The sequence below is a fragment of the Microbulbifer variabilis genome, assembly GCF_020524905.1.
GTDB classification, from domain to species: Bacteria; Pseudomonadota; Gammaproteobacteria; order Pseudomonadales; family Cellvibrionaceae; genus Microbulbifer; species Microbulbifer variabilis_A.
In genome coordinates, this window is sequence record NZ_JAIVKI010000004.1 from 112,472 (window position 1) to 134,610 (window position 22,139).

The window sequence follows — 22,139 nt, forward strand, 5'->3', positions numbered from 1 at the left end:
TATCAGGTACGAGGAAGGGTCACGCCACGCTGTCCCTGGTACTTACCACCGCGATCTGCGTAGGACACATCGCAAACTTCATCGGACTCAAAGAACAGCATCTGCGCAATACCTTCATTGGCGTAGATCTTCGCCGGCAGGTTTGTGGTATTTGAAAACTCAAGGGTCACATGCCCTTCCCACTCCGGCTCCAGCGGCGTTACATTGACGATAATGCCGCAACGTGCATAGGTGGACTTACCCAGGCAGATGGTCAGCACCGAACGCGGGATACGGAAATACTCCACAGTGCGCGCCAGGGCGAAGGAGTTCGGCGGGATAATACAGTACTCCCCTTCCACATCGACAAAGCTGTTCTCATCGAAGGTCTTGGGGTCCACCGTGGCCGAGTGCACATTGGTGAAGATCTTAAACTCACCGGCACAGCGCACATCGTAACCGTAACTAGACGTACCGTAGGAGATGAGTCGCTCGCCATCATTGCCATGGCGCACCTGGCCCGGCTCAAAAGGCTCAATCATGCCATGCTGCTCTGCCATGCGGCGAATCCACTTATCGGACTTGATACTCACTCCGTCCCCCTGAAAACAATAGATAGATGCTCGATAAAGAGGCGGAATCATAGCGGGTTTGTGCTGTGCAAAAAAGTGCCAATCGACGCCTTTCGACCTTGTCGCCAACCAGCAACTACTGTATAAATTCACAGGTAACTGTATACACATACAGTTACCTAGCTAGATCCTATTGAAGACCGAGACAAGAGTACGGGGTGGCAATGTGAATAGGGCTAAAAATTTCTTACAAAACAATCACTTGGAGAGCCAAACCAGTCCCTCAATGCGACTGCGACACTTTAGAGGAATGGAAGTCTCCCGGGCTGCCAATGAACCCCAGGGCCCAGGCGCAGCCACCGGTTTTGCTAGCTTAGACGCCCTACTCAAAGACCACGGCTGGCCGCGCGGGGCTACTACTGAATTACTTGTCGGCCAGTCAAGCGCCAATGAGCTGAGATTGCTGCTGCCCATACTGGCTGAGCTGACGCAAAAGGGGGAGATGGTGATTCTAATCAAACCTCCGTTTTCCCCCTGTGCTACAGAACTTGCCCAGCACGGCATCCAGCTGGAGCACCTACTACTAGTACACCCCCGCGACAAGAGAGACTGCCTCTGGGCCATAGAGCAATCTCTACAATCCGGTGGCTGCAGCGCGGTTTTGAGCTGGCAGGGCAATCAGTTAATGAGTTATCGAGAGCTGCAACGCTTACAGCAATCCGCCGAAGAAAGCGGCTGCCTGCACTTCCAGTTTCGCCCGCAAAGTGAATCTGCCAACCCTTCACCCGCCAGCCTACGTTTGCAGCTCAAATCTGACAGGCAGTTGGTTCTCAAATTCCTAAAGCAGCTAGGGAGTACCCGTGGTCAGAACCTCAATTTTGCCAGGCGTGCGAGACTGGTCCTCCGCGACCAACCACTGCACTAATCAGGTTATCCAGGTAATACGATGCTCTGGCTCTGTATGCAGTTCCCCAAACTCCCCCTGGAGGTGCTTACTCGCGCGCAGGCAGAGAACTCGCCCCCGCAAGTCGTCGTTGAAACACAGTTGGTCGTCGAGCATAACCTGGCCGCAGCCCAGTATGGTATTGTGAACGGGCTTAGCATCGCAACCGCATGCGGTCTCTGCGCTGATCTACAGCTATTAAAACGCGATACCCAACGAGAACAGTTACAGTTACAGCGACTGGCCCAATGGGGCTACAGTTTTTCGCCGGTCGTCTCACTTCAACCGGCGAAGCCCGTGTGCAATGGGGAAAACACAGCAGCTCACCTTTATCTGGAGTTGAGCGGCTGCTTGAAGGCTAACGGTGGCCTCAAAGCATTGATAGAACGGCTCCGTAGTGAGCTTGAGCTGATGGGGATTGATAGCATAATGGGGCTCAGCCACAGCCCCAGTGCCGCACATCTGCTGAGCCAATTAGCAGAGCACCGCCAGTGGCTTTTACAGACATGTATCCCGCCCAGCCCCCAACAGTGGAAACAGTGGATAAGTTTGGCTCCGAGCAAATTACTCGACTGTGATAATAAAACCATTTCCAAACTCTACGCTTGCGGCCTAAAAAGAGTCCGCCAACTACTCGCCATCCCTTTGTCAGAGGTGGACTCTCGCTTTGGGCGCTCATTTGTCGACTACCTGGCCCGCCTCAATGGCAGCCGCCGGGACTCAGTTTGTCACTATCAACCGACAGCACAATTTAACAGCGAATTATTTTTCCCCAACCCGCTGAATAGCAGCGAACAACTGCTTTTCCCTGTCGGGCGATTACTGCGAGAACTCTATTCACAACTGCAACGACGGCAACTCTACACCCAGAAATTGCACTGGCAACTGGACTTTGGACAGGGTAATACCAATAAATTAAGTATTGAAATATCAACTCTACAGTTAGAGCTCCAGCGCTTAATAGCCCTAACCAAGCTGCGACTGGAAAATTTGCCCTTAAAGCATCCCGTACAGTCGATAAGCTTAAACTGCAACCAACTGGTGCCACTAAAGGAAGAGTTAGCGGGCAATGATTTATTTGGAAGTGACAACCAAGCCCATCGCAGCCAACAACTTTTAGACAAGTTAAAAGGCCGCCTTGGCCGCCAGGCTATCTCAGGAGTTGCCCTTAAAGAGGGCTAGCCGTCAGAGCAGGCTTGGTAAATCGCGGACACCTGTTCATTGAGGGTAATTCTAAGGACTAACCAATTAAGTCTATTAAAGCGCCTAATGGAAACTGGCTGCTAACTCGCCCACGCAAGTTAGAAATCAGTGAGTACAAATATTACAGGGGAGGAACGCTTTCATGGCTACTGGTAGCAGCATGAGTGCCACGAACGTGAATACTCCATTGCAAAACCAGGGTGGGGCGAGCTTTAGCGATTTTTCAGGGTCTTGCATCTGCGGAATAGTTTTTACTTTCAATGTATAGTTACGAAAACCCTCAATAAGTTTGGATTTAAGGGGCACCTCTATAAATTCACCAACCTCCGGTAAAATAACCCAAAAGCTCTCTGGCAAAGAAAGGTTACCGTCTGATGCAGTCAAGGTTTTTCGATCTTGATGAACGCCATCGCAAGCTAAATGAAGATGGCCTGATTGCTCTGTGTAAACCGATTGATAGGAAAGACTTTGGGGTTGCCCTGAAGGCCGCCTTATAAACTTGCAGAAAAAATCGCGAACTATTCGGCCACCCTTTTTGATAAAGCGGAAACTTGGCGACCAAGGGAAGTGCACTTGGAATCTGCACACAACCTGCTTCAGAAGGAAAATCAGAGAAGCACTGAGACAATCAGAGCCCCCTAAAGCTTAGAAAGCAATTCAACAACCTCCCCCGAACGAATATCCACTAGCAATTCGCCATGGTAATAGCGCGCAGAGTACTTATAGATTTTCAAATAATCCTCCTCAGCCTGCCTACCCTGTTTTAATAATTGGAAATTGGCTTTCTTAAAAGGGGTATATAATTTTACGTTGGTAGCAATATCCTCACCTAGAAAATCCCACACCTTCAAAATGATCTCTCTATCGGGAGCAGAGTCAGGCAATTTCAATGCCACCCAACTCGGCCCAAACCAGGATATATGCTCTTTGGCATCCTCATACAAGATATTAGCATTCTCAAAAGAGTGTTTATTTACAGTCGAAAAAGTTCCCTCGTAATAAGCTACAACAAGGGGGCGACTAGTTCCTACAACCCACATGCCACCGACTATACATAAGAGCTGTAAAAAACCTACCACCGCCAAATCCCGGCGCAAGCTTGCTTTAGCCTTGTTGAATACGAGCAGTGTCAACAGTGGACCTACGACCAAATCCACACCGGCAATTAATTTTATGCCCTGCCAACCGCCATCTACTTCAAATAAAAAGCTTGGATACCAAACCCAGCGAATAAAAGCACCGAGGATAATAAATAATAAGAAGCTAATAGCGAGGTGTATAGAGAATGCTTGTAAACGGTCTTTCACTGAATCAAAAATAAAAGATAGAACAAAAAACGAAGAAAAAAGGGCGCAGAATCACGCCCTTTAAGAATTTCAGACTTTAACCCTGACAGGTTCCTGGCAGAAGTTGCTGCGGGTATGGGTTGGTGGCACCAGGACCACATTTCCATTTGAAAATTTGCTTGCCGCCGTCTGTGGTGCCATCAATTGCAGTGGAGTCATCAGAGTAAGGAACCAAATCAATTTGATTTTTAGTAGCTTCCAGCCCCCCCAAAGTGGTCTCATCAGCAATAATAGTGATTACACCACTTCCATTAACACTTCCACTTTTCACATATTTTGTGGGCTTAAATTTACAAACTTTAGGCAGAATCGCAGAAACATCCGCATCTAGTGAGTTTTGAATGACATCAGATACTGCGGTACGACAAGAGGAGGCTGCCAGCATTACTTCAGTGCCCTTGGCCCGTGCAGTGTAATCCTGGTAAGCAGGCAGCGCCACTGCCGCCAAAATACCGATGATCGCTACCACGATCATCAATTCGATAAGAGTAAAACCCTGTTGTTTTTTCATTGTAACCGTCTCCATACAGACTTTTAATTAAGTGAATCCCGTGAGGAAGTCACGAACTAAGATACAAACTTTGTGCCAGGTTTGGCAATCTTTTTGATCAGGCCAACTCGGCCTTCCTACTTTCCTCAAACTAACCCAAAACTTTCAGGCCTCTTCTGACAATTTCCCTTCCAGACTGACAAAAAATGTCAGCGACTCCCATTTTTGTCACCCCGACACCTTCACCCAATCCAGTCTTTTTCAGCGGTCTCCATCAAGCCCGGCTAAGTCACTTAATATCTCTCCTGTCTGGTATGATTCACTCCAATTAAACCGGTCTATCCAGAATACCTGGAGATCGAGCATTGATTAGTTCAACACAGCGATATAACCAATGAGCACCATTTCTCTTAGTGGCTTGGCGAAACGCTTGGTAGCAGACCAAGTGATTGACGAAAGCACTGCTATATCTGCCATTAAAGCTGCCCGTAGGGAGCAACAAACTTTTGCCCAGCACGCAGTAGAAGCTAAACTGGTCAAAGCCCGAGAGCTCGCCGTTATCGCCTCCCAAGCTTTTGGTTCCCCGCTATTTGAGCTGAGTTGTTACAATTTTGACCTAATCCCCAGAGATATTGTTGATGACAAGTTAATCAGCAAGCACTTTGCACTGCCTCTCTACAAACGCGGTAATCGCCTATTTGTTGCTGTAGCAGATCCAACCAATCTGGCAGCCCTTGACGAAATCAATTTTAATACGGGGCTCAGCACTGATGCCGTGTTGGTAGAAGCCGACAAGCTGGCGAAAGCCATCGAGAGTTACCTCTCCGATAGTGGAGATATGAGTGCCGGCCTGGAGGGAATCGATGACGAAGAGCTCGATACCCTGAATGTCGGTGGTGATGATAGCGAGCGCGGTGATGACAATGATCCCGGGGCCGATGAGGCACCAGTGGTGCGCTTTGTGAACAAAGTACTGCTCGACGCTATTCGCACCGGCGCCTCGGACATCCACTTCGAGCCCTATGAGAAAACTTATAGGGTGCGCTTCCGTACTGATGGTGTGTTGCATGAGATCTCCAAGCCACCCATCCAGCTTGCAACACGGCTTTCCGCCCGACTAAAAGTAATGTCCAGGATGGATATCTCTGAGAAACGAGTCCCTCAGGATGGCCGTATTAAGATGAAGCTCTCAAAAACCAAGGCGATTGATTTTCGTGTCAACAGCCTCCCCACCCTATGGGGTGAGAAAATTGTACTGCGGATTCTGGACCCCTCTTCTGCCAAGCTAGGTATTGATGCACTTGGCTATGAAGATGAACAGAAAAAAATCTATATGGATGCCCTAGCCCAGCCTCAGGGAATGATCCTTGTTACCGGCCCCACTGGCTCCGGTAAAACCGTTTCCCTCTATACCGGCCTGAATATCCTCAATACACCAGAGCGCAATATCTCCACCGCGGAAGATCCAGTAGAAATCAACCTAGAGGGCATCAACCAGGTCAACGTGTCCAATAAAGTGGGGCTCAACTTTGCCGAGGCACTGCGCTCCTTCCTCAGGCAAGACCCTGATATTGTAATGGTGGGGGAGATTCGAGACCTGGAAACGGCTGAGATCGCCATCAAGGCCGCTCAAACTGGACATTTGGTACTCTCTACACTGCATACAAACTCAGCCGCAGAGACTCTCACACGCTTAATGAATATGGGCGTCCCAACCTTTAATATCGCCACTTCAGTGAGCGTAATTATTGCCCAGCGCCTGGCAAGACGACTATGTAGTGAGTGCAAAAAGCCCGCAAATCTTCCCAGCGAAGTACTGAAAGCCGAAGGTTTTGATAACGTAACCATTCCCCAAACTGAGTGGACCATTTACCAGCCCACTGGTTGTGAGCACTGTTCTAATGGTTATAAGGGCCGCGTGGGTGTGTATGAAGTGGTTCGCATTACCGATAGTATCTCAAGAATTATAATGGAGGGAGGCAACTCAATCCAAATTGCCGATAAAGCCCGCGAGGAGGGTTTTAATAATCTAAGAACCTCCGCCCTACGCAAAGTAGTGATGGGAATTACCAGCCTGGAGGAAGCGAACCGGGTAACCAAAGATTAACGCTCGGCACACTTGGTTCAGTACCCTTAAGGGGGCTGAGTTTCAGAGTTATAGGGTTACAATAGCTTGACGGCACTAACAGATAATCGGCCGTTGTAAGCAGAGACAGATCAGGAAAGTACTTATGGCCAATGCCACCGCAGTCCCGTACATCTACAAAGGAGTGGATAGTAAGGGGGCCAAGGTTCAAGGGGAAATCAATGGCACCAGTCCGGCACTGGTAAAGGCCCAGCTACGCAAGCAGGGAATCATTGCCAACCGTGTGCAAAAAAAACCTAAGCCCCTATTTGGTAGCGGTAAGAAAAGGGTAAAACCTGCAGACATCGCCCTGTTTACCCGGCAGATGGCCACCATGATGAAAGCGGGCGTGCCCTTAGTTCAAAGCTTTGACATTGTTGCCGATGGTTTGGATAACCAAGGGGTAAGGGAGCTTATTTTTAAAGTCAGGGATGATGTTGCCTCAGGCACTGCTTTTGCCGATGCATTACGCAAGCACCCTCTCTACTTTGATGATCTCTTTTGTAACTTAGTTGCCTCAGGAGAGCAATCCGGTGCTCTGGAAACCATGCTGGATAGGATTGCCACCTATAAAGAAAAAACAGAGTCTCTTAAGGCCAAAATTAAAAAGGCCATGACCTACCCCATTGCGGTTATCGTGGTTGCCATTGTTGTTACTTCGATCTTATTAATTAAAGTCGTTCCACAATTTGCAGAAACTTTTTCCGGTTTCGGTGCAGAGCTACCCGCCTTCACCCAGCTGGTAGTCGGAATGTCTGAGTGGATGCAAGCGAACTGGTTTATTGCATTAATCGTAATCATTATCACGATAGGAGGGACACTTGAAGCTAAAAAGCGCAATAAAGGTGTCGCAGAGTTTTTTGACAAGCTTATACTAAAGATCCCTATATTGGGGCAAATTACCTACAATTCAATTTCTGCTCGATTTGCCCGAACACTTTCAACCACTTTCGCAGCCGGCGTTCCATTAATAGATGCTTTAAAGTCAGTTGCAGGAGCCACAGGGAACAGCGTTTACAAGGAAGCAACGTTAAAAATCAGAGATGCCGTTGCTACGGGTATTCCTCTCAATGCAGCCCTGCGCTCTTCTGGATTGTTTCCGACCATGCTGGTACAGATGACCGCAATTGGTGAAGAGTCTGGCGCACTAGATGAAATGCTAAGTAAGTCCGCTGATTTTTATGAAGAAGCTGTCGACAATATGGTGGATAACCTCACCACCTTATTAGAACCAATGATTATGGCCGTACTCGGTATTTTGGTGGGCGGCTTAATGATTGCTATGTACCTCCCCATCTTCCAACTGGGCCAAGTCGTATAAAAAATAATGCCAGAATATTTATTTTTATATCCAGCGCTGCTAATAGGCAGCACTTTTATTTTAGGCCTGGTGATAGGCAGCTTCCTCAATGTAGTTATCCTGCGCCTGCCAGTAATGATGGAGCGGGAATACAAGCGGGATTTTTATAGCTACTTCAATACAAAGTTAGATCCTGCAGCGCAGGAAGAACTGGAGAAGCCGTTTAACCTGATACTGCCCAACTCTCACTGCCCTAAATGCAAAACCGAAATTAAGCCCTGGCAAAATATTCCTGTAATCAGTTATCTCCTTTTACGCGGCAAGTGCGGCTCTTGCGGTACACCTATTTCCAAACGCTATCCTTTAGTTGAGCTGGCCACTGGTATTCTCACCGCGGTAGTGGTTTGGCAGTTGGGCTTCACCTGGCAGGCACTGGCCGGCTGTGTCTTTACCTGGGCTTTGGTGGCGCTTACTGGTATCGACTTCGATAAGCAATTATTACCAGACAGTATCACGCTGCCACTGCTTTGGGGTGGGCTATTTATTAATCTGTGGGATATTTTTGCTCCACTGCAAGATGCCGTTATTGGGGCCATCGCCGGTTATCTTTCTTTATGGCTGGTATTTCATATCTTTAAGCTGGTTACCGGCAAAGAGGGGATGGGAGCTGGGGATTTCAAGATACTCGCAGCAATCGGGGCCTGGTTTGGCTGGCAGATGCTGCCGCTGGTGATTCTGCTCTCTGCCGCTGTTGGCGCTATTGCCGGTATATCCTGGAGTCTGGCAGTTGGACGGGATCGCAATCTGCCGATTGCCTTTGGCCCTTACTTGGCCGGTGCCGGTTGGATTGCCATGCTGTGGGGTGAGCAGATTGTCGGTTGGTATCTGAGTTTTTCCGGTCTGTAGCCAACCAGAGCTATCTGACTGTTTTCCGATCCAAATACCCTTTATAGAGCAAGTGAATTACCATTAACCCGGCTACTAAATGGCCGGGTTTCTTGTTTTTGGCCCCAAGTTATTTTCCAGGGAGACAATCCATTGTTCCGAGTAGGCTTAACTGGTGGTATCGGCAGTGGCAAGTCAGCCGCCGCTGAATACTTCCGTGAACTGGGTATTCATGTGGTGGATGCGGACTGGGCGGCCCGGGTGGTCGTACAACCAGGTAGGCCTGCGTTAGAGCAGATTGCGCAGCATTTCGGAGCGAATGTCTTACTTGAAAGTGGTGAGCTGGACCGGGCGCGGCTACGTGCCTTAGTATTTGATAATTCTGAGGAGCGGACCTGGTTAGAGGGGCTACTACACCCACTAATTCGCGAGGAGATAATCACCTCCCTGGAACAAAGCACTAGTCCCTACGCGATACTCGAGTCACCACTACTCATCGAGTCCGGCCAGCATCAGTTGGTAGATAGAATCTGCGTGGTGGACCTGCCGGAAAGTTTGCAATTGGAGAGGGCCAGCGCCAGGGATGTCAATCACCCGGAACAGATCCGCAAAATCATGGCGGCACAACTCAGCAGGCAGGAACGCCTGGCCAAAGCCGATGATGTGCTGGACAATACCGCGGGCTTGGTGGAATTGCGCAGCCAAATAGAAGCCCTACATCAGAAGTATTTGCAATTGGCGAAGCCTTAGCTCGACTCTATGCTTAAAAAGTAGCCTGCTCAGACACTAACTATCACATCGAAAAAGTTGTACCCAAACCCACTATGTCCAAACCCAAAGAAGCCCCAACGCTAAATTGCCCCACCTGTAAAAAGCCTATCGAGTGGAGTGATAAATTTCCTTTTAAGCCTTTTTGCAGTGAGCGCTGCAAGCTAATCGACTTGGGCGAGTGGGCTAGCGAGGGGCACAAGATACCGGGTGAGCCTATCTACGATGATGTTTTGAGTGAAGACCTGGACCCGAGCAAGCAGCGCCATTAAGTCCAGATCTATGATTGCAGCCTATGCACAAGACTCTGCCAAGACTTTACATAGGCGTGCTTGATTTAAGCTTCTGCAGCCTCGATGGCCTCAATAATCGCCTGGTTGGCATCTGGGAACTGATAATTTTTTAGCTCCTGTACCGCCACCCAGGCAGTCTCCTGCCCTTCGCGTCCCTTGGCCTCACCGGTAAATGCCGTTACCTGCCAGGTATCGAGAAGTACGGTTTTTTCTTCATAGTCATGCTGAATTTTCAGCAGGGGTTGTAGCTGTTGCACCTCAATCGCAACCTCCTCATGCAACTCACGGGTGAGAGCCTGCTCCACGCTTTCCCCTGTCTCCACCTTGCCACCAGGGAATTCCCAGCGCCCGCCCATGTGCAAGTGATCGGGGCGGCGGGCAATTAAAATTTTGCCGTCGCTGCGACGAACAACACCAACAGCGACATGAATCACACGGCTCACAACAATTCCTCAGGTGCGGTATTCGGCGTTAATCGTGACATACTCATGAGAGAAGTCACAGGTCCAAATGTGCTCACTGATGTTACCGCGGCCCAGTTCTATACGAATGGTAAACTCAGGTTGGGAAAACACCTGTTCGCCCTGTTCTTCCCGGTAGTCCGCAGAGCGGCCTCCGGCCTCCACGACTTGTACTGCGTCTAGATAAATATTGACCTTGCCGGTATCCAAGCCATTCGGCAGTGCATTACCAATTGCCATCACCAAGCGACCCCAGTTAGGATCTGAAGCGTAGAGTGCAGTCTTTACCAGGGGAGAGTTACCCACCTCGAAGGCGACTCTAAGAGCCTCGTCACTACTCTCTGCCCCTTCCACCTGCACAGTGACAAATTTAGTGGCTCCTTCTCCGTCCCTAACCACCTCCTTGGCCAGCTCAATATGCACCTGAGTGATGGCTTGCATCAATTCGCTGTAACCCTCGTCAGCGGGAGTATTGATAGGCTTGCCCGTCGCGCCACTGGCAATCAGCACACAGGCATCATTGGTTGAGGTATCACCATCCACGCTGACACGGTTAAAGGAGGCATTCACGGCCTCCTTTACCATTTGATCCAGCAATGGCTGCGCGATACTGGCATCGGTGGCGACATAGGCGAGCATGGTCGCCATATTTGGCTGGATCATGCCGGAACCCTTGGCGATCCCCACGACCGTAATTTCTTCACCGCCAATTTTCAGGAGGCGCTTGGCAGTTTTCGGGCGAGTATCCGTGGTCATAATGGCTTTTGCCGCTCGTCCCCATCCGCTTTCGATAAGCTCAGTCGCGGCTGTGGGTATGGCATCCAGTAATCGCTGCAAAGGTAGATGCTCGCCAATAACACCGGTACTAAAAGGCAATACCTGCTCTGCACAAACATTCACCGCTTCGGCCACCGCTGCGCAGCAGGCCCTGGCGTCGCTTAGACCGCGCGCGCCAGTAGCCGCGTTGGCATTACCGGCATTCACCAGCAGGGCGCGAATATTTCCCTGTGCGATATGCTCTTTGGCTACCAATACCGGTGCAGCGCAAAAGCTGTTCTGGGTAAAGGTGGCCGAGACCGATGCGCCTTCGGCAACCGCTATTAACAACAGGTCATCACGAGACCAATTTTTGATCTTGGCAGGCACACTGGCAAGGCGAATCCCTTTTACGGGAGGAAGTAGTGATTCAGGCATAACAGTTCGACTTAAGCACCGGGTTCGGCTGTCTTTATATAAAGGCTAGCCATAGGTAGAAAAGCGTCATTATTAAAGTCTGGCCTCGCGGAGGCAAGGATTATCCGCACTTGATGCGGACTGTCCGCACAAAACCGCAGAATATTTTTTGTCAGAATAAAAAATACCCCGCATTAAGCGGGGCATTCTGTGAGATCTACTCCGATCAGAGAGTTATCAGCTCTGGGTAGAGGAGGCCAGCTTACCGTGGCATTGCTTGTACTTCTTGCCGGAACCACAGGGGCATGGGTCATTACGGCCAACCTTTGGCCCGCGGCGCTCTGGAGCAGGGGCCGCCTGCTGCTGAGGCTCACTCTCTGGCAGAGCCGAGGCCTCGGCGTGCTGAAGCTCCAGCTGCTGCTTGCGCTGTTCTTCCAGGCGGCGCTGCTCCAGTTCGTCCATTTGCTCGCGTGTCATAGGCTCCACATGAGCGAGAATGCGCACCACTTCATGCTTGAGGTTTTCCAACATGCTCTGGAACAGATGGAAAGACTCGCGCTTGAACTCCTGCTTGGGGTTCTTGTTTGCGTAGGCGCGCAAACCAATACCCGCACGCAGGTGGTCCATGCTGGAGAGGTGTTCCTTCCACAGCTGGTCCAGCACCTGCAGCATGATCTGACGTTCCACGGTGGGCATCAGGTTCGCGTCGCCGGAGGATTCGCTGATGCGCTCCACTTTGGCGGCATAAGCAGCTTGCGCTTCGGCAACAACCTTCTCGCGCAGAGTCTCCTCGTGCAGGTTTCGGTCTTCATCCAGCCATTTTTGAATAGGCAGCACAATACCTAACTCGCCGGCAAGCTGTTGCTCCAAAGCCGGGATATCCCACTGTTCCTCAACACTCTGTGGCGGGACTGAGGCCGAGATAATTTCATTCACAACATCTTCGCGAATAGCGTTGATGGTATCGCTGATCGTATCGGCCTCAAGCAGCTCATTGCGCTGACTATAAATCACCTGACGCTGATCGTTGGCCACATCATCGTATTCCAACAACTGTTTGCGGATATCGAAGTTGCGCCCTTCTACACGGCGCTGAGCTTTTTCAATCGCATTGGAGACCATACGGTGCTCAATGGCCTCACCGCGCTCCATACCCAACATTTGCATAAAATTCTTCACCCGGTCAGAGGCGAAGATACGCATCAGGTTATCTTCTAAGGACAGATAGAAACGAGTTACACCCGGGTCGCCCTGGCGCCCGGCACGGCCACGCAGCTGATTATCGATACGGCGGGATTCGTGGCGCTCGGTGCCGATAATGTGTAAGCCGCCAGCTTCGATCACTTGCTCGTGGCGCTTCTTCCACTCCTCTTTCACCTTGGCGACTTCGGCCTCGCTTAAAGCGCTACCTTTTTCCTGGGCGAGAGCTTCCGCTTCGGCTTCCCAGTTACCACCCAGTACAATGTCAGTACCACGACCGGCCATATTGGTGGCGATGGTGACAGTGCCGGGGCGACCAGCCTGGGCAATGATATGCGCTTCGCGTTCATGGTACTTGGCGTTTAGTACCTGGTGCTGGATACCTGCCTTCTGCAGCATGTGCGACATTTCTTCAGACGTCTCGATAGAAGCAGTGCCCACGAGGATCGGCGCCTGCTTTTCACGGCAGAACTTAATGTCCTCGATAATGGCTTCCATCTTCTCTTCTTTACTCAGGTAGACCAGGTCGTTGAGATCCTCCCGCTGAATATCCTTATTGGTGGGGATCACTACCACATCCAGACCATAAATCTGCTGGAATTCAAACGCCTCGGTATCGGCTGTACCGGTCATGCCGGAGAGTTTCGGATAGAAACGGAACAAGTTCTGGAAAGTAGTGGAAGCCAGCGTCTGGCTCTCACTCTGGATCTGAACATTTTCCTTAGCTTCCAAAGCCTGATGTAAACCTTCTGAGAGGCGACGGCCAGGCATGGTGCGGCCGGTGTGCTCATCGATCAGCACGACCTGGCCATTTTGCACGATATAGTCCACATCCCGGTTAAATAGCACCTGGGCGCGCAGCGCAGCGTGTACATGGTGCAACAAACCCAGGTTACCGGGTGCATAGAGGGACTGATCTTCCTTCATCAGGCCACTGCGGGAGAGCAGGTCTTCCACCAGTTGATGCCCTTGTTCCGTCAACTCCACCTGGCGGGTTTTCTCATCTACGGTGTAGTGGCCCTCACCGCCTTCCTCAGCACGTTCCAGCTGCGGAATCAGCTTGTTCATGGCCAGATACAAGTGAGAGGAGTCTTCCGCCGCACCGGAAATAATGAGCGGAGTACGCGCCTCATCAATCAGGATGGAGTCCACCTCATCCACGATGGCGAAGTTTTGCGGGCGCTGGGTGCGATCTTCCTTGCGCAATACCATATTGTCACGCAGGTAGTCGAAACCGAATTCATTGTTTGTGCCGTAGGTTATGTCAGCCTGATAGGCGGCCTTCTTATCGTCCGGATGCTGCTGGGAAACAATCACTCCCACCGTCAAACCGAGGAATTCATAAACAGGGCGCATCCAGTTGGCATCTCGCGATGCCAGGTAATCGTTGACCGTCACAATATGTACACCCTTACCTTCCAGGGCGTTCAAATAGGCCGGCAATGTCGCCACCAGGGTTTTACCTTCACCGGTACGCATTTCTGCGATGCGGCCTTCGTGCAGCGTCATACCCCCAATTAGCTGCACATCGAAGTGGCGCATACCCAGTGCACGCCGGCCTGCCTCACGCACTGCGGCGAAGGCTTCAGGCAGCAGCTGGTCAAGAGTTTCCCCGTCCGCAATACGCTTTTTAAACTCTTCTGTTTTGGCGCGAAGAGCTGCATCGTCCAGCTTCTGGAAATCCTCTTCCAGTGCGTTGACTTTCTCCACGATGCGTCGCATGCGCTTCAGCTCGCGGTCATTTTTTGTACCGAAGACCGATTTAATCAGTTTGCCAATCATTATCTAGAAACCACTTATCTTATGTGCGCTGTCGGCGCTAATGCTGGGCAGATATTGCACCGACACTCCTTTATGCGAGGGGTGCAAGTAAACAGGAAGGCGCAAGCGCTGGCAACTCCTATGCCAAGCTGCCTGCATTTACGCGTAAGGGAAGAATAGTTGTTATCTGCCTGTGCGGCGGATATAGCTGGCCGGGTCGACCGTGCGGTTATTCTTGAAGATCTCAAAGTGCACATGGGGACCGGTGGAGCGACCACTGGAGCCCATCTGGGCAATCACCTGGCCTTTTTTAACCACATCGCCGAGACCAACATTGAGCTCACTATTGTGGCCGTAGCGGGTGGAATAACCATTACCGTGATTAATTTCCACCAGCTGCCCGTAACCGTGACGCTCATCGGCCCAGGTAACAACACCTGCGGCAACAGAAACTACGTCTGAACCCATCTTGCCAGCAAAGTCCACGCCTTTATGCCAAGTGCGACGTCCGGTGAAGGGATCGGTGCGATAACCGTAACGGGAGGACATCCAACCTTTTGAGATCGGGCGCCCGGCAATAAACTGCTCATCTTCAAGTTGCAGATTCGCCATCAGGGATTCGAGGGTATTCAACTGCATCTGGCGATCATCCACCTTGTGGGACAATTCACCAATCACTTCGAGAAATTCAGGAGGCTGGTAAGGTAGCTCTGAAGCCCCGGCTATACCGGGATCTTCCGGACCCCCTACCGCCGGGGCAGCGCTAAACTCGAATTCCCCCTCGTCGAGGTTCGCCGCCGCAGTAAGACGCTCGCCCACGGCATCCAGGCGAGTTAGACGAGCCTGCAACTCAGCCAGCTTTACCGTGAGTGCAGCGAGTTGCTCATGGGCCTCACGATCGGCCTCATCAATTTCCTGCTGCTGCTTACGCAGAGCACGCTCCCATGCCTTGGCCGTGCGCGCATCGAATAAATCGGTTTTGGTCACAGGCAGATTCACACCCAAGAAAAAAGCGCCAACCGGAAGACCCAAGAGGCACAGACTCAGTAGTGCCTTGCTCAGTCCACCAAAGTTGAAGCTGCGGGTTGCGCCACGCTCATTGACCAGAATTACTTTCATAACAAGCAGGAGAAATTCAATATTTTGTAATTTTGTTGTCTCTATAAGTGAGACGAGAATCCAGTGCAGTACCTCACACTAAAGGAGTGGCAGACCTAAACATCTGGAGGAAAGCAAGGTTACCAGAATCCTACCAACCTTCTCTGGTGATTCAGTCACGTAAAAAAGCCGGCAGTATAATGCCGGCTTCTTGCAGAGGTTAAACAGCCAGTATCGGCTTGATGTAGGAGATTGGAGCCTCTTGCTCCCCCTCGAAAGTTACCATTTCCCAGGCGTCTTTTTGAGCCATCAGATGACGCAGAGACTTATTGTTCAGAGAATGGCCAGATTTAAAGGCTTTAAATTCACCAATCAAACTCGTGCCAAGCAGGTAAAGGTCACCGATGGCATCGAGAATCTTGTGTTTCACAAATTCGTCTTCGTAACGTAACCCACCTTCATTCAGAATACGATACTGGTCGATCACGATAGCGTTATCTACGGAGCCGCCTTGAACCAAGCCTTTAGAACGCAGGTATTCAATTTCGTGCATAAACCCGAAAGTGCGCGCGCGACTCACCTCTTTCACGAAAGAGGTACTGGAGAAGTCCACGGAAGAGGTCAGATTGCGCCCCTGAAATACCGGGTGGTCAAAATCAATCGTAAAGGAGACTTTGAAACCATTGAACGGCAGGAAGCTGGCAACTTTGTCACCCTCTTCTACTGTAATCGGCTTCTTGATACGCAGGAATTTTTTCGGTGCAGACTGTTCCTGGATGCCAGCAGACTGGATCAGGAATACAAAGGGGCCGGCGCTGCCGTCCATGATCGGTACTTCCTGGGCGGACAGCTCGACAATCGCATTGTCGATACCAAGACCAGCCATTGCCGAGAGCAAGTGCTCAACGGTAGCGATACGGACATCGTCCTTCACTAATGTTGTGGAAAGCAGGGTGTCGCCCACATTCTCTGCCCGGGCTTCAATTTCGACCACCGGGTCCAAGTCCGTTCTACGGAACACGATGCCGGTATCTACAGGAGCCGGCTTAAGGGTCAGAACGACCTTTTTGCCAGTGTGCAGACCTACGCCGGTGGCGCGAATAGCATTTTTAAGCGTGCGCTGTTTGATCATGAAACTATCTTTTCCCAGTCGGTGGTCTACGCATAACGCGCAGCAAGCCGCCGATATTAGCACAATTGCGACGCCAATACCAATTGTGGGCGCGTGGTCAACTCAACACACCGCCACCGTCCTTCCAAGGATAGTTTAAGTAAAGATTGGAGCGCCACATCTCAGTCGCTTATACAGCATTCTAAGACTACACGCGCCGGGATCACTGTAAAAAATTGTTAATTATACTCACCAGTCACTTTGCTTGGCTCCCTATGACTGTAGCAAAATGCTCGAAGACAACTTCAAGACCAAAGCAAATCCTTTAATATCGCAGAGCTCAACCAGCTAAAGCCAATCAAGATACTGCAATAAGCCGCACCGCAGAGGCGACACCCAACCTTAAGTTGGGTGGACATGAGCGGTGTACTGCCTCTGCGGCGGCTACACTCAGTCTGCCTGACGTCGTAAGAATGCCGGAATATCAAGGTATTCCATATCGGCATCTGCCGGATTCAGAGACGGAGCGGGACGCTTGGGACGTTCGACATCTACCCTCGGACGAGGGTCGGCAACGCTCTCGCGAGAAACCAGTCCCGCAGCGCCGTGACTATCACGCATATCTCGCATATCGCGAGTGTCACGAACATCGCGGGATTCACGCACTTCAGGACGACGCGTGTTATCCACAACCTTGGCGGGGCGAACAGCAGGGGTTCCCTCACCCAGGCCAGCTGCTACAACAGTCACCCGCATCTCATCACCCAGTTTGTCATCCACTGCGGTTCCAATGACCACGGTGGCTTCATCAGAGGCAATTTCCTGTACGATCTCACCAACTTCGGAGTATTCGCCGAGAGTCAGTTCCTGGCAACCAGCCTCTTCACTGCCGGTAATAATATTGACCAGAATACCGCGGGCACCAGCAAGATTAACGTTATCCAACAGCGGGCTGCGTACGGCCTTTTCCGCCGCTTCACGGGCACGATTCTCGCCAATAGCAGAACCGGAGCCCATCATCGCCATACCCATTTCAGACATCACCGTGCGCACATCGGCAAAGTCCACGTTCATGATACCGGGACGGATCATCAGATCGGCAATGCCTTGTACCGCTCCGAGCAGCACATTGTCAGCTTCTTTATAAGCAGACTTCATGGTGATCTTACTGCCCAGGACCTCCAAAAGGCGGTCGTTGGGGATAGTAATCAGAGAGTCGACTTTATCGCGCAGCTCAAGAATTCCCTCTTCGGCTACCACGGTGCGCTTGCGACCTTCAATTTTGAATGGACGGGTAACAACAGCTACGGTGAGGATGCCAAGCTCTTTGGCTATCTCGGCCACAATCGGCGCACCACCCGTGCCAGTACCACCACCCATACCAGCAGTGATGAAAACCATATCAGCACCGTTCAAGACTTCAGCGATACGATCGCGGTCCTCCAGAGCGGACTGTCGGCCAATATCAGGGTTAGCCCCAGCACCCAGGCCGCGGGTAATAGTGTTACCAAGCTGCAGGATTGTTTGCGCTTCGATATCTTTGAGCGCCTGAGCGTCGGTGTTTGCGCAGATAAAGTCTACGCCCTCCACGTCGCTGGCAATCATATGCTTCACAGCATTGCCACCGCCGCCGCCGACTCCTATTACCTTGATGACAGGTTTATCCTGTACGCTATCAACTAGCTCGAACATCGCTGTTCCCCTTTCTTGCTCATGTCGAATTTTACAGCCACGCCTAAAAAAAATCCCTTATGGGATGGCTAATTCTGGTTGCATGCTATTACAAATTTCCACGAAACCAGTGCTTTACTTTGTCCCACCACTGATTATCGTTGCGCGCGGGCTGGGTTTTCCTTTCGGTAACCTCTTCCTGCTGCATCGCATACATCAATAATCCAACTCCGGTGGAATAAATTGGATTGCTCACAATATCGATCAATCCAGAAATTCCCTGGGGTACTGCGAGACGCACTGGCATATGAAAAATTTCCTCAGCCAGTTCAACCGCACCCTCCATTTTTGAAGAGCCCCCAGTTAAAACCACTCCCGCCGCGCACAGATCCTCAAAACCACTGCGGCGCAGTTCCGCCTGCACCAGGGTAAATAGCTCGTCGTAACGGGGCTCTACTACTTCAGCCAGGGCCTGACGAGATAAATCCCTAGGCTCCCTATCCCCCACACTCGGTACTTTTATGGTTTCACCTTCCCGCGCCAGTTTTGCCAAAGCGCAGGCATATTTTATTTTTAAATCTTCGGCGTGCGGTGTCGGCGTACGCAAAGCCATTGCAATATCGTTAGTCACCTGATCCCCAGCGATAGGAATCACTCCAGTGTGACGAATTGAGCCGCCGGTAAATACCGCGATATCGGTGGTGCCCCCACCGATATCCACCATACATACCCCGAGCTCTTTCTCATCTTCAGTCAGTACCGCGTAACTGGAAGCCAGCTGTTCAAGAATGACATCTTCCACTTCGAGGCCGCAGCGACGGATACACTTCTCAATATTTTGTGCAGCATTGACTGCACCGCTAACCAAATGCACCTTCGCTTCGAGGCGCACGCCGGACATTCCCAGTGGCTCCTTTACACCCTCCTGGCTGTCAATCAGGTACTCTTGCGGCAGCGTATGTAAAATTTTCTGATCTGCAGGTATAGCAACTGCACGAGCCGCATCGATCACCCGGTCCAAATCCTGCTGAGTTACTTCACGATCTTTAATTGCCACAATACCGTGAGAGTTGAGGCTTCGAATGTGGCTGCCCGCAATACCGGCATAAACAGAGTGAATTTCACACCCTGCCATTAATTCAGCTTCTTCTATGGCACGCTGAATAGATTGCACAGTGGATTCAATATTTACCACCACACCTTTCTTCATTCCGGTGGAGCGATGAGAACCAATACCAACAATATTGAGATCCCCATTGGCAGATACCTCACCCACGATGGCAACTACTTTAGAGGTGCCGATATCCAGCCCAACAATCATGCGCTGATCGGATACTTGTGTCATTTTTGTTCCAACCTCGCTGGGCTATGTCCCGGCTTTTCATTAATTATCAACCGAACCACCGCCTTCGCTTTTAAACTTTATTTTCAACTGCGGCTACTGCCGCTTCCCTGTTTACTCTTGCTCGTTCTTCCATTGAACCGCTACCGCGTTGCCGTAACGGGTATCTACTTCGGCTACTTTTTGTAAATAAGGTTCGAGTAATCCGCGACTCAAAGTGAGAAAGCGGTTAACTCTCTCCAACAGTGCCTCATGACCGAGTTTTAATTCAATTCCCGACATTAACTCCAGATGCCAGCCACTCAGGTCATCAAATGACAACCGCTTCACTTCCATATCTCGCGTGGTCAAAAGTCCCGCAAGCGCTTGGTACTGGGACATAATCTGCCCCACCAACTCTTCATCTCCAGCGAGTTCAGGTAGCGTACCCACCTGCATTTGCGCCGGTCGCGGAAGCAGTGCACCACTGGCAACCAGCAAACGATCACGCCCCCAGATTGCAAGTGGCTGTGCCTCGCTGACTTCAACAACCACACCTTTAGGCCAACGGCGACTTATGGAGACCCTGGTAATCCACGGCTGCTCCACCAATGCGGTTCGCATCGCGCGGATATCAACAGAAAAAAAACCTGCTTGCAAATACGGCAGTAAAATTTCTTTTATCTGTTCTTCAGTTACAGCATTAAAAGATCCGCGGACCTCCACTTGCTCCAACGCATCAACCCTGCTGAGTTGAAACGCCGGCAGGCGCTGCCACATCCAATGTCCACCTGTAGCCACCCCAACAGACAAGAACAAAAAAACAATCAAAAGTAACCAGGGGCGCCAGTGGATTCTGCTCTCTTCCCTTTGCCCGAGGGGGCGGGCCCCACGAACCTGGGCCTGTTTGACTCTCGCATTTTTATCCTGTGTAGATCTCACTTACACTCAAGCCTCTAGGCCTTTCTCGCCCAGGCGCCACTCTGCCAGCCTTTGTGAGAGAGCTCCAACATTGCCTGCTCCCTGAGTCAAAACTACATCACCTGGCTCCAGAAGATCTGCCAAAATCGGGGGAACCTGATCAACCGTCTCGACAAAAATTGGATCGACTTGGCCCCTATTCCGTAGGCTGCGAGCCAAAGTTCGCCCATCGGCACCGGCTATCGGCGTCTCGCCGGCACTGTACACATCCAGCAAAATTAATTTGTCCACTTCAGACAGAACCTGAACGAAATCCTCAAACAGATCGCGAGTTCGTGTATAGCGATGAGGCTGATAAACCATCACCAAGCGCCGCTCGGGCCAGCCATCGCGCACAGTCTTGATGGTCGCCGCCACCTCCCGAGGATGGTGGCCATAATCGTCCACCAACATCACTTTTTCTGCGTTACTGTCGTCACTAATTGAGAAATTCCCATAAATTTGGAAACGACGACCCACGCCCTGAAAACCTTGCAAGCCTTTTTGAATCGCTTCATCGCCAATGCCTTCATCGGTGGCGACGGCAATTGCTGCGGTAGCGTTTAGTACATTGTGAATACCTGGAGTGTTTACCGAGACTTCGAGTAGATCACCCGCTGGACGCTGAACTTTAAAGTGACTGCGTAAAGGCTCTTGCTTCACCTCGACAATGCGAAAATCATTGCCCTCGGCAAACCCATAAGTCAGCACTGGACGGGAAAACTTTGGTATCACTTCCTGCACATTGGCATCATCACCACAAACAACGGCGAGGCCATAAAAAGGCAGGTTGTGGACAAAATCAATAAAGATTTGTTTAACTTTTTCGAAGTCCCCGCCGTAGGTCTCCATATGATCGGCATCAATATTCGTGATCACCGTCACCATCGGTTGCAGATGAATGAAAGACGCATCACTCTCATCCGCCTCAGCAATCAAATAACGGCTTTCTCCCAGTGCAGCATTAGCGCCAGCCGAATTGACCAATCCACCGATTACAAAAGTGGGATCTTTTTTATCTGCGGCAAAAATTGAAGCAATCAGGCTAGTGGTTGTGGTCTTACCATGTGTGCCAGCGACTGCGATGCCATAACGGTAACGCATCAGCTCCCCAAGCATTTCTGCACGACGCACCACCGGGATACGATTTTCATGGGCAGCAACCAACTCGGGGTTATCGCCATGCACCGCGGAGGAATTCACAACCACATCCACACCGCGAATATTTTCGGCACTATGTCCAATTTGAACTTTCACGCCGAGCTTTTGCAGTCGATCTGTAACCGTTGATTCGCGCAGATCGGAACCAGAAACCTCATAGCCCTGATTCTGTAGTACTTCGGCAATGCCACTCATGCCCGCTCCGCCAACACCAATAAAGTGGATGCGACGAATGCGACGCATTGTTGGTACAGCGTAACTTTTTTCCATCTTGGCACGCTCAGAAGCCATACTTTCTAACCTTGATCCACTCGTATT

The 22,139-nt window shown here is 50.8% G+C and carries 20 protein-coding genes; 8 read left to right on the top strand and 12 right to left on the bottom strand.

The window, feature by feature from the left end; genetic code table 11:
- Positions 1-2: 2 nt before the first annotated feature.
- A complete protein-coding gene (dcd, locus tag LC073_RS07165; RefSeq protein WP_152454498.1) occupies positions 3-572 on the bottom strand; it encodes a dCTP deaminase in 570 nt (189 codons plus the stop codon).
- A 289-nt stretch (positions 573-861) separates the two neighbouring features.
- On the opposite strand from dcd, the gene imuA reads away from it, so the two are divergent.
- The 3 genes from imuA to LC073_RS21650 all read left to right on the top strand — a co-directional run bounded on the left by imuA (position 862) and on the right by LC073_RS21650 (position 3,194).
- Positions 862-1,476, top strand: a complete 615-nt coding sequence (gene imuA / locus LC073_RS07170) for a translesion DNA synthesis-associated protein ImuA (protein ID WP_226645505.1) — start codon at positions 862-864, stop codon at positions 1,474-1,476.
- 21 nt (positions 1,477-1,497) lie between these two features.
- Positions 1,498-2,676 (top strand): Y-family DNA polymerase, encoded by a 1,179-nt coding sequence (locus LC073_RS07175; RefSeq protein WP_226645508.1) that lies wholly within the window; start codon positions 1,498-1,500, stop codon positions 2,674-2,676.
- Between the two features lie 395 nt (positions 2,677-3,071).
- The gene (locus LC073_RS21650; RefSeq protein WP_264190439.1) at positions 3,072-3,194 is read left to right on the top strand and encodes a hypothetical protein; all 123 of its coding nucleotides are present in this window, start codon (positions 3,072-3,074) and stop codon (positions 3,192-3,194) included.
- Between the two features lie 141 nt (positions 3,195-3,335).
- On the opposite strand, the gene LC073_RS07180 is transcribed toward LC073_RS21650, so the two are convergent.
- Complete coding sequence (locus LC073_RS07180) at positions 3,336-4,004, bottom strand: hypothetical protein (protein WP_226645511.1); 669 nt, start codon at positions 4,002-4,004, stop codon at positions 3,336-3,338.
- Positions 4,005-4,080: 76 nt separating this feature from the next.
- Positions 4,081-4,554 (bottom strand): pilin, encoded by a 474-nt coding sequence (locus LC073_RS21655; RefSeq protein ID WP_264190440.1) that lies wholly within the window; start codon positions 4,552-4,554, stop codon positions 4,081-4,083.
- 373 nt (positions 4,555-4,927) lie between these two features.
- On the opposite strand from LC073_RS21655, the gene pilB reads away from it, so the two are divergent.
- From pilB to yacG, 5 genes are all read left to right on the top strand, one after another.
- Positions 4,928-6,640 carry a type IV-A pilus assembly ATPase PilB gene (pilB, locus tag LC073_RS07195; protein ID WP_226645514.1) on the top strand — a complete coding sequence of 571 codons (1,713 nt, stop codon included), beginning with the start codon at positions 4,928-4,930 and terminating at the stop codon, positions 6,638-6,640.
- A 124-nt stretch (positions 6,641-6,764) separates the two neighbouring features.
- Complete coding sequence (locus LC073_RS07200) at positions 6,765-7,979, top strand: type II secretion system F family protein (RefSeq protein WP_226645518.1); 1,215 nt, start codon at positions 6,765-6,767, stop codon at positions 7,977-7,979.
- 6 nt (positions 7,980-7,985) lie between these two features.
- Positions 7,986-8,864 (top strand): prepilin peptidase, encoded by an 879-nt coding sequence (locus LC073_RS07205; protein WP_226645521.1) that lies wholly within the window; start codon positions 7,986-7,988, stop codon positions 8,862-8,864.
- A 132-nt stretch (positions 8,865-8,996) separates the two neighbouring features.
- Complete coding sequence (gene coaE / locus LC073_RS07210) at positions 8,997-9,593, top strand: dephospho-CoA kinase (RefSeq protein WP_226645524.1); 597 nt, start codon at positions 8,997-8,999, stop codon at positions 9,591-9,593.
- A gap of 74 nt (positions 9,594-9,667) precedes the next feature.
- Positions 9,668-9,883 carry a DNA gyrase inhibitor YacG gene (gene yacG / locus LC073_RS07215; RefSeq protein WP_226645527.1) on the top strand — a complete coding sequence of 72 codons (216 nt, stop codon included), beginning with the start codon at positions 9,668-9,670 and terminating at the stop codon, positions 9,881-9,883.
- Positions 9,884-9,948: 65 nt separating this feature from the next.
- Here yacG and mutT read toward each other — a convergent pair whose 3' ends face one another.
- From mutT to murC, 9 genes are all read right to left on the bottom strand, one after another.
- Positions 9,949-10,347, bottom strand: coding sequence for an 8-oxo-dGTP diphosphatase MutT (mutT, locus tag LC073_RS07220; RefSeq protein WP_226645529.1), 399 nt, complete (start codon positions 10,345-10,347; stop codon positions 9,949-9,951).
- A 9-nt stretch (positions 10,348-10,356) separates the two neighbouring features.
- Entirely contained in the window at positions 10,357-11,559 is a 1,203-nt protein-coding gene (argJ, locus tag LC073_RS07225) for a bifunctional glutamate N-acetyltransferase/amino-acid acetyltransferase ArgJ (RefSeq protein WP_226645532.1), read from the bottom strand.
- 216 nt (positions 11,560-11,775) lie between these two features.
- A complete protein-coding gene (gene secA / locus LC073_RS07230; protein WP_226645536.1) occupies positions 11,776-14,520 on the bottom strand; it encodes a preprotein translocase subunit SecA in 2,745 nt (914 codons plus the stop codon).
- 162 nt (positions 14,521-14,682) lie between these two features.
- On the bottom strand, positions 14,683-15,618 hold the full coding sequence (locus LC073_RS07235; RefSeq protein WP_226645540.1) for a M23 family metallopeptidase: 936 nt from the start codon (positions 15,616-15,618) through the stop codon (positions 14,683-14,685).
- 199 nt (positions 15,619-15,817) lie between these two features.
- Positions 15,818-16,729 (bottom strand): UDP-3-O-acyl-N-acetylglucosamine deacetylase, encoded by a 912-nt coding sequence (lpxC, locus tag LC073_RS07240; protein ID WP_226645543.1) that lies wholly within the window; start codon positions 16,727-16,729, stop codon positions 15,818-15,820.
- 429 nt (positions 16,730-17,158) lie between these two features.
- Positions 17,159-18,400 carry a cell division protein FtsZ gene (ftsZ, locus tag LC073_RS07245; protein WP_226645546.1) on the bottom strand — a complete coding sequence of 414 codons (1,242 nt, stop codon included), beginning with the start codon at positions 18,398-18,400 and terminating at the stop codon, positions 17,159-17,161.
- An 88-nt stretch (positions 18,401-18,488) separates the two neighbouring features.
- A complete protein-coding gene (ftsA, locus tag LC073_RS07250; RefSeq protein ID WP_226645548.1) occupies positions 18,489-19,724 on the bottom strand; it encodes a cell division protein FtsA in 1,236 nt (411 codons plus the stop codon).
- 111 nt (positions 19,725-19,835) lie between these two features.
- A complete protein-coding gene (locus LC073_RS07255) occupies positions 19,836-20,642 on the bottom strand; it encodes a cell division protein FtsQ/DivIB (protein WP_226645551.1) in 807 nt (268 codons plus the stop codon).
- 6 nt (positions 20,643-20,648) lie between these two features.
- A complete protein-coding gene (gene murC, locus LC073_RS07260; RefSeq protein ID WP_264190441.1) occupies positions 20,649-22,112 on the bottom strand; it encodes a UDP-N-acetylmuramate--L-alanine ligase in 1,464 nt (487 codons plus the stop codon).
- Positions 22,113-22,139 lie beyond the last annotated feature (27 nt).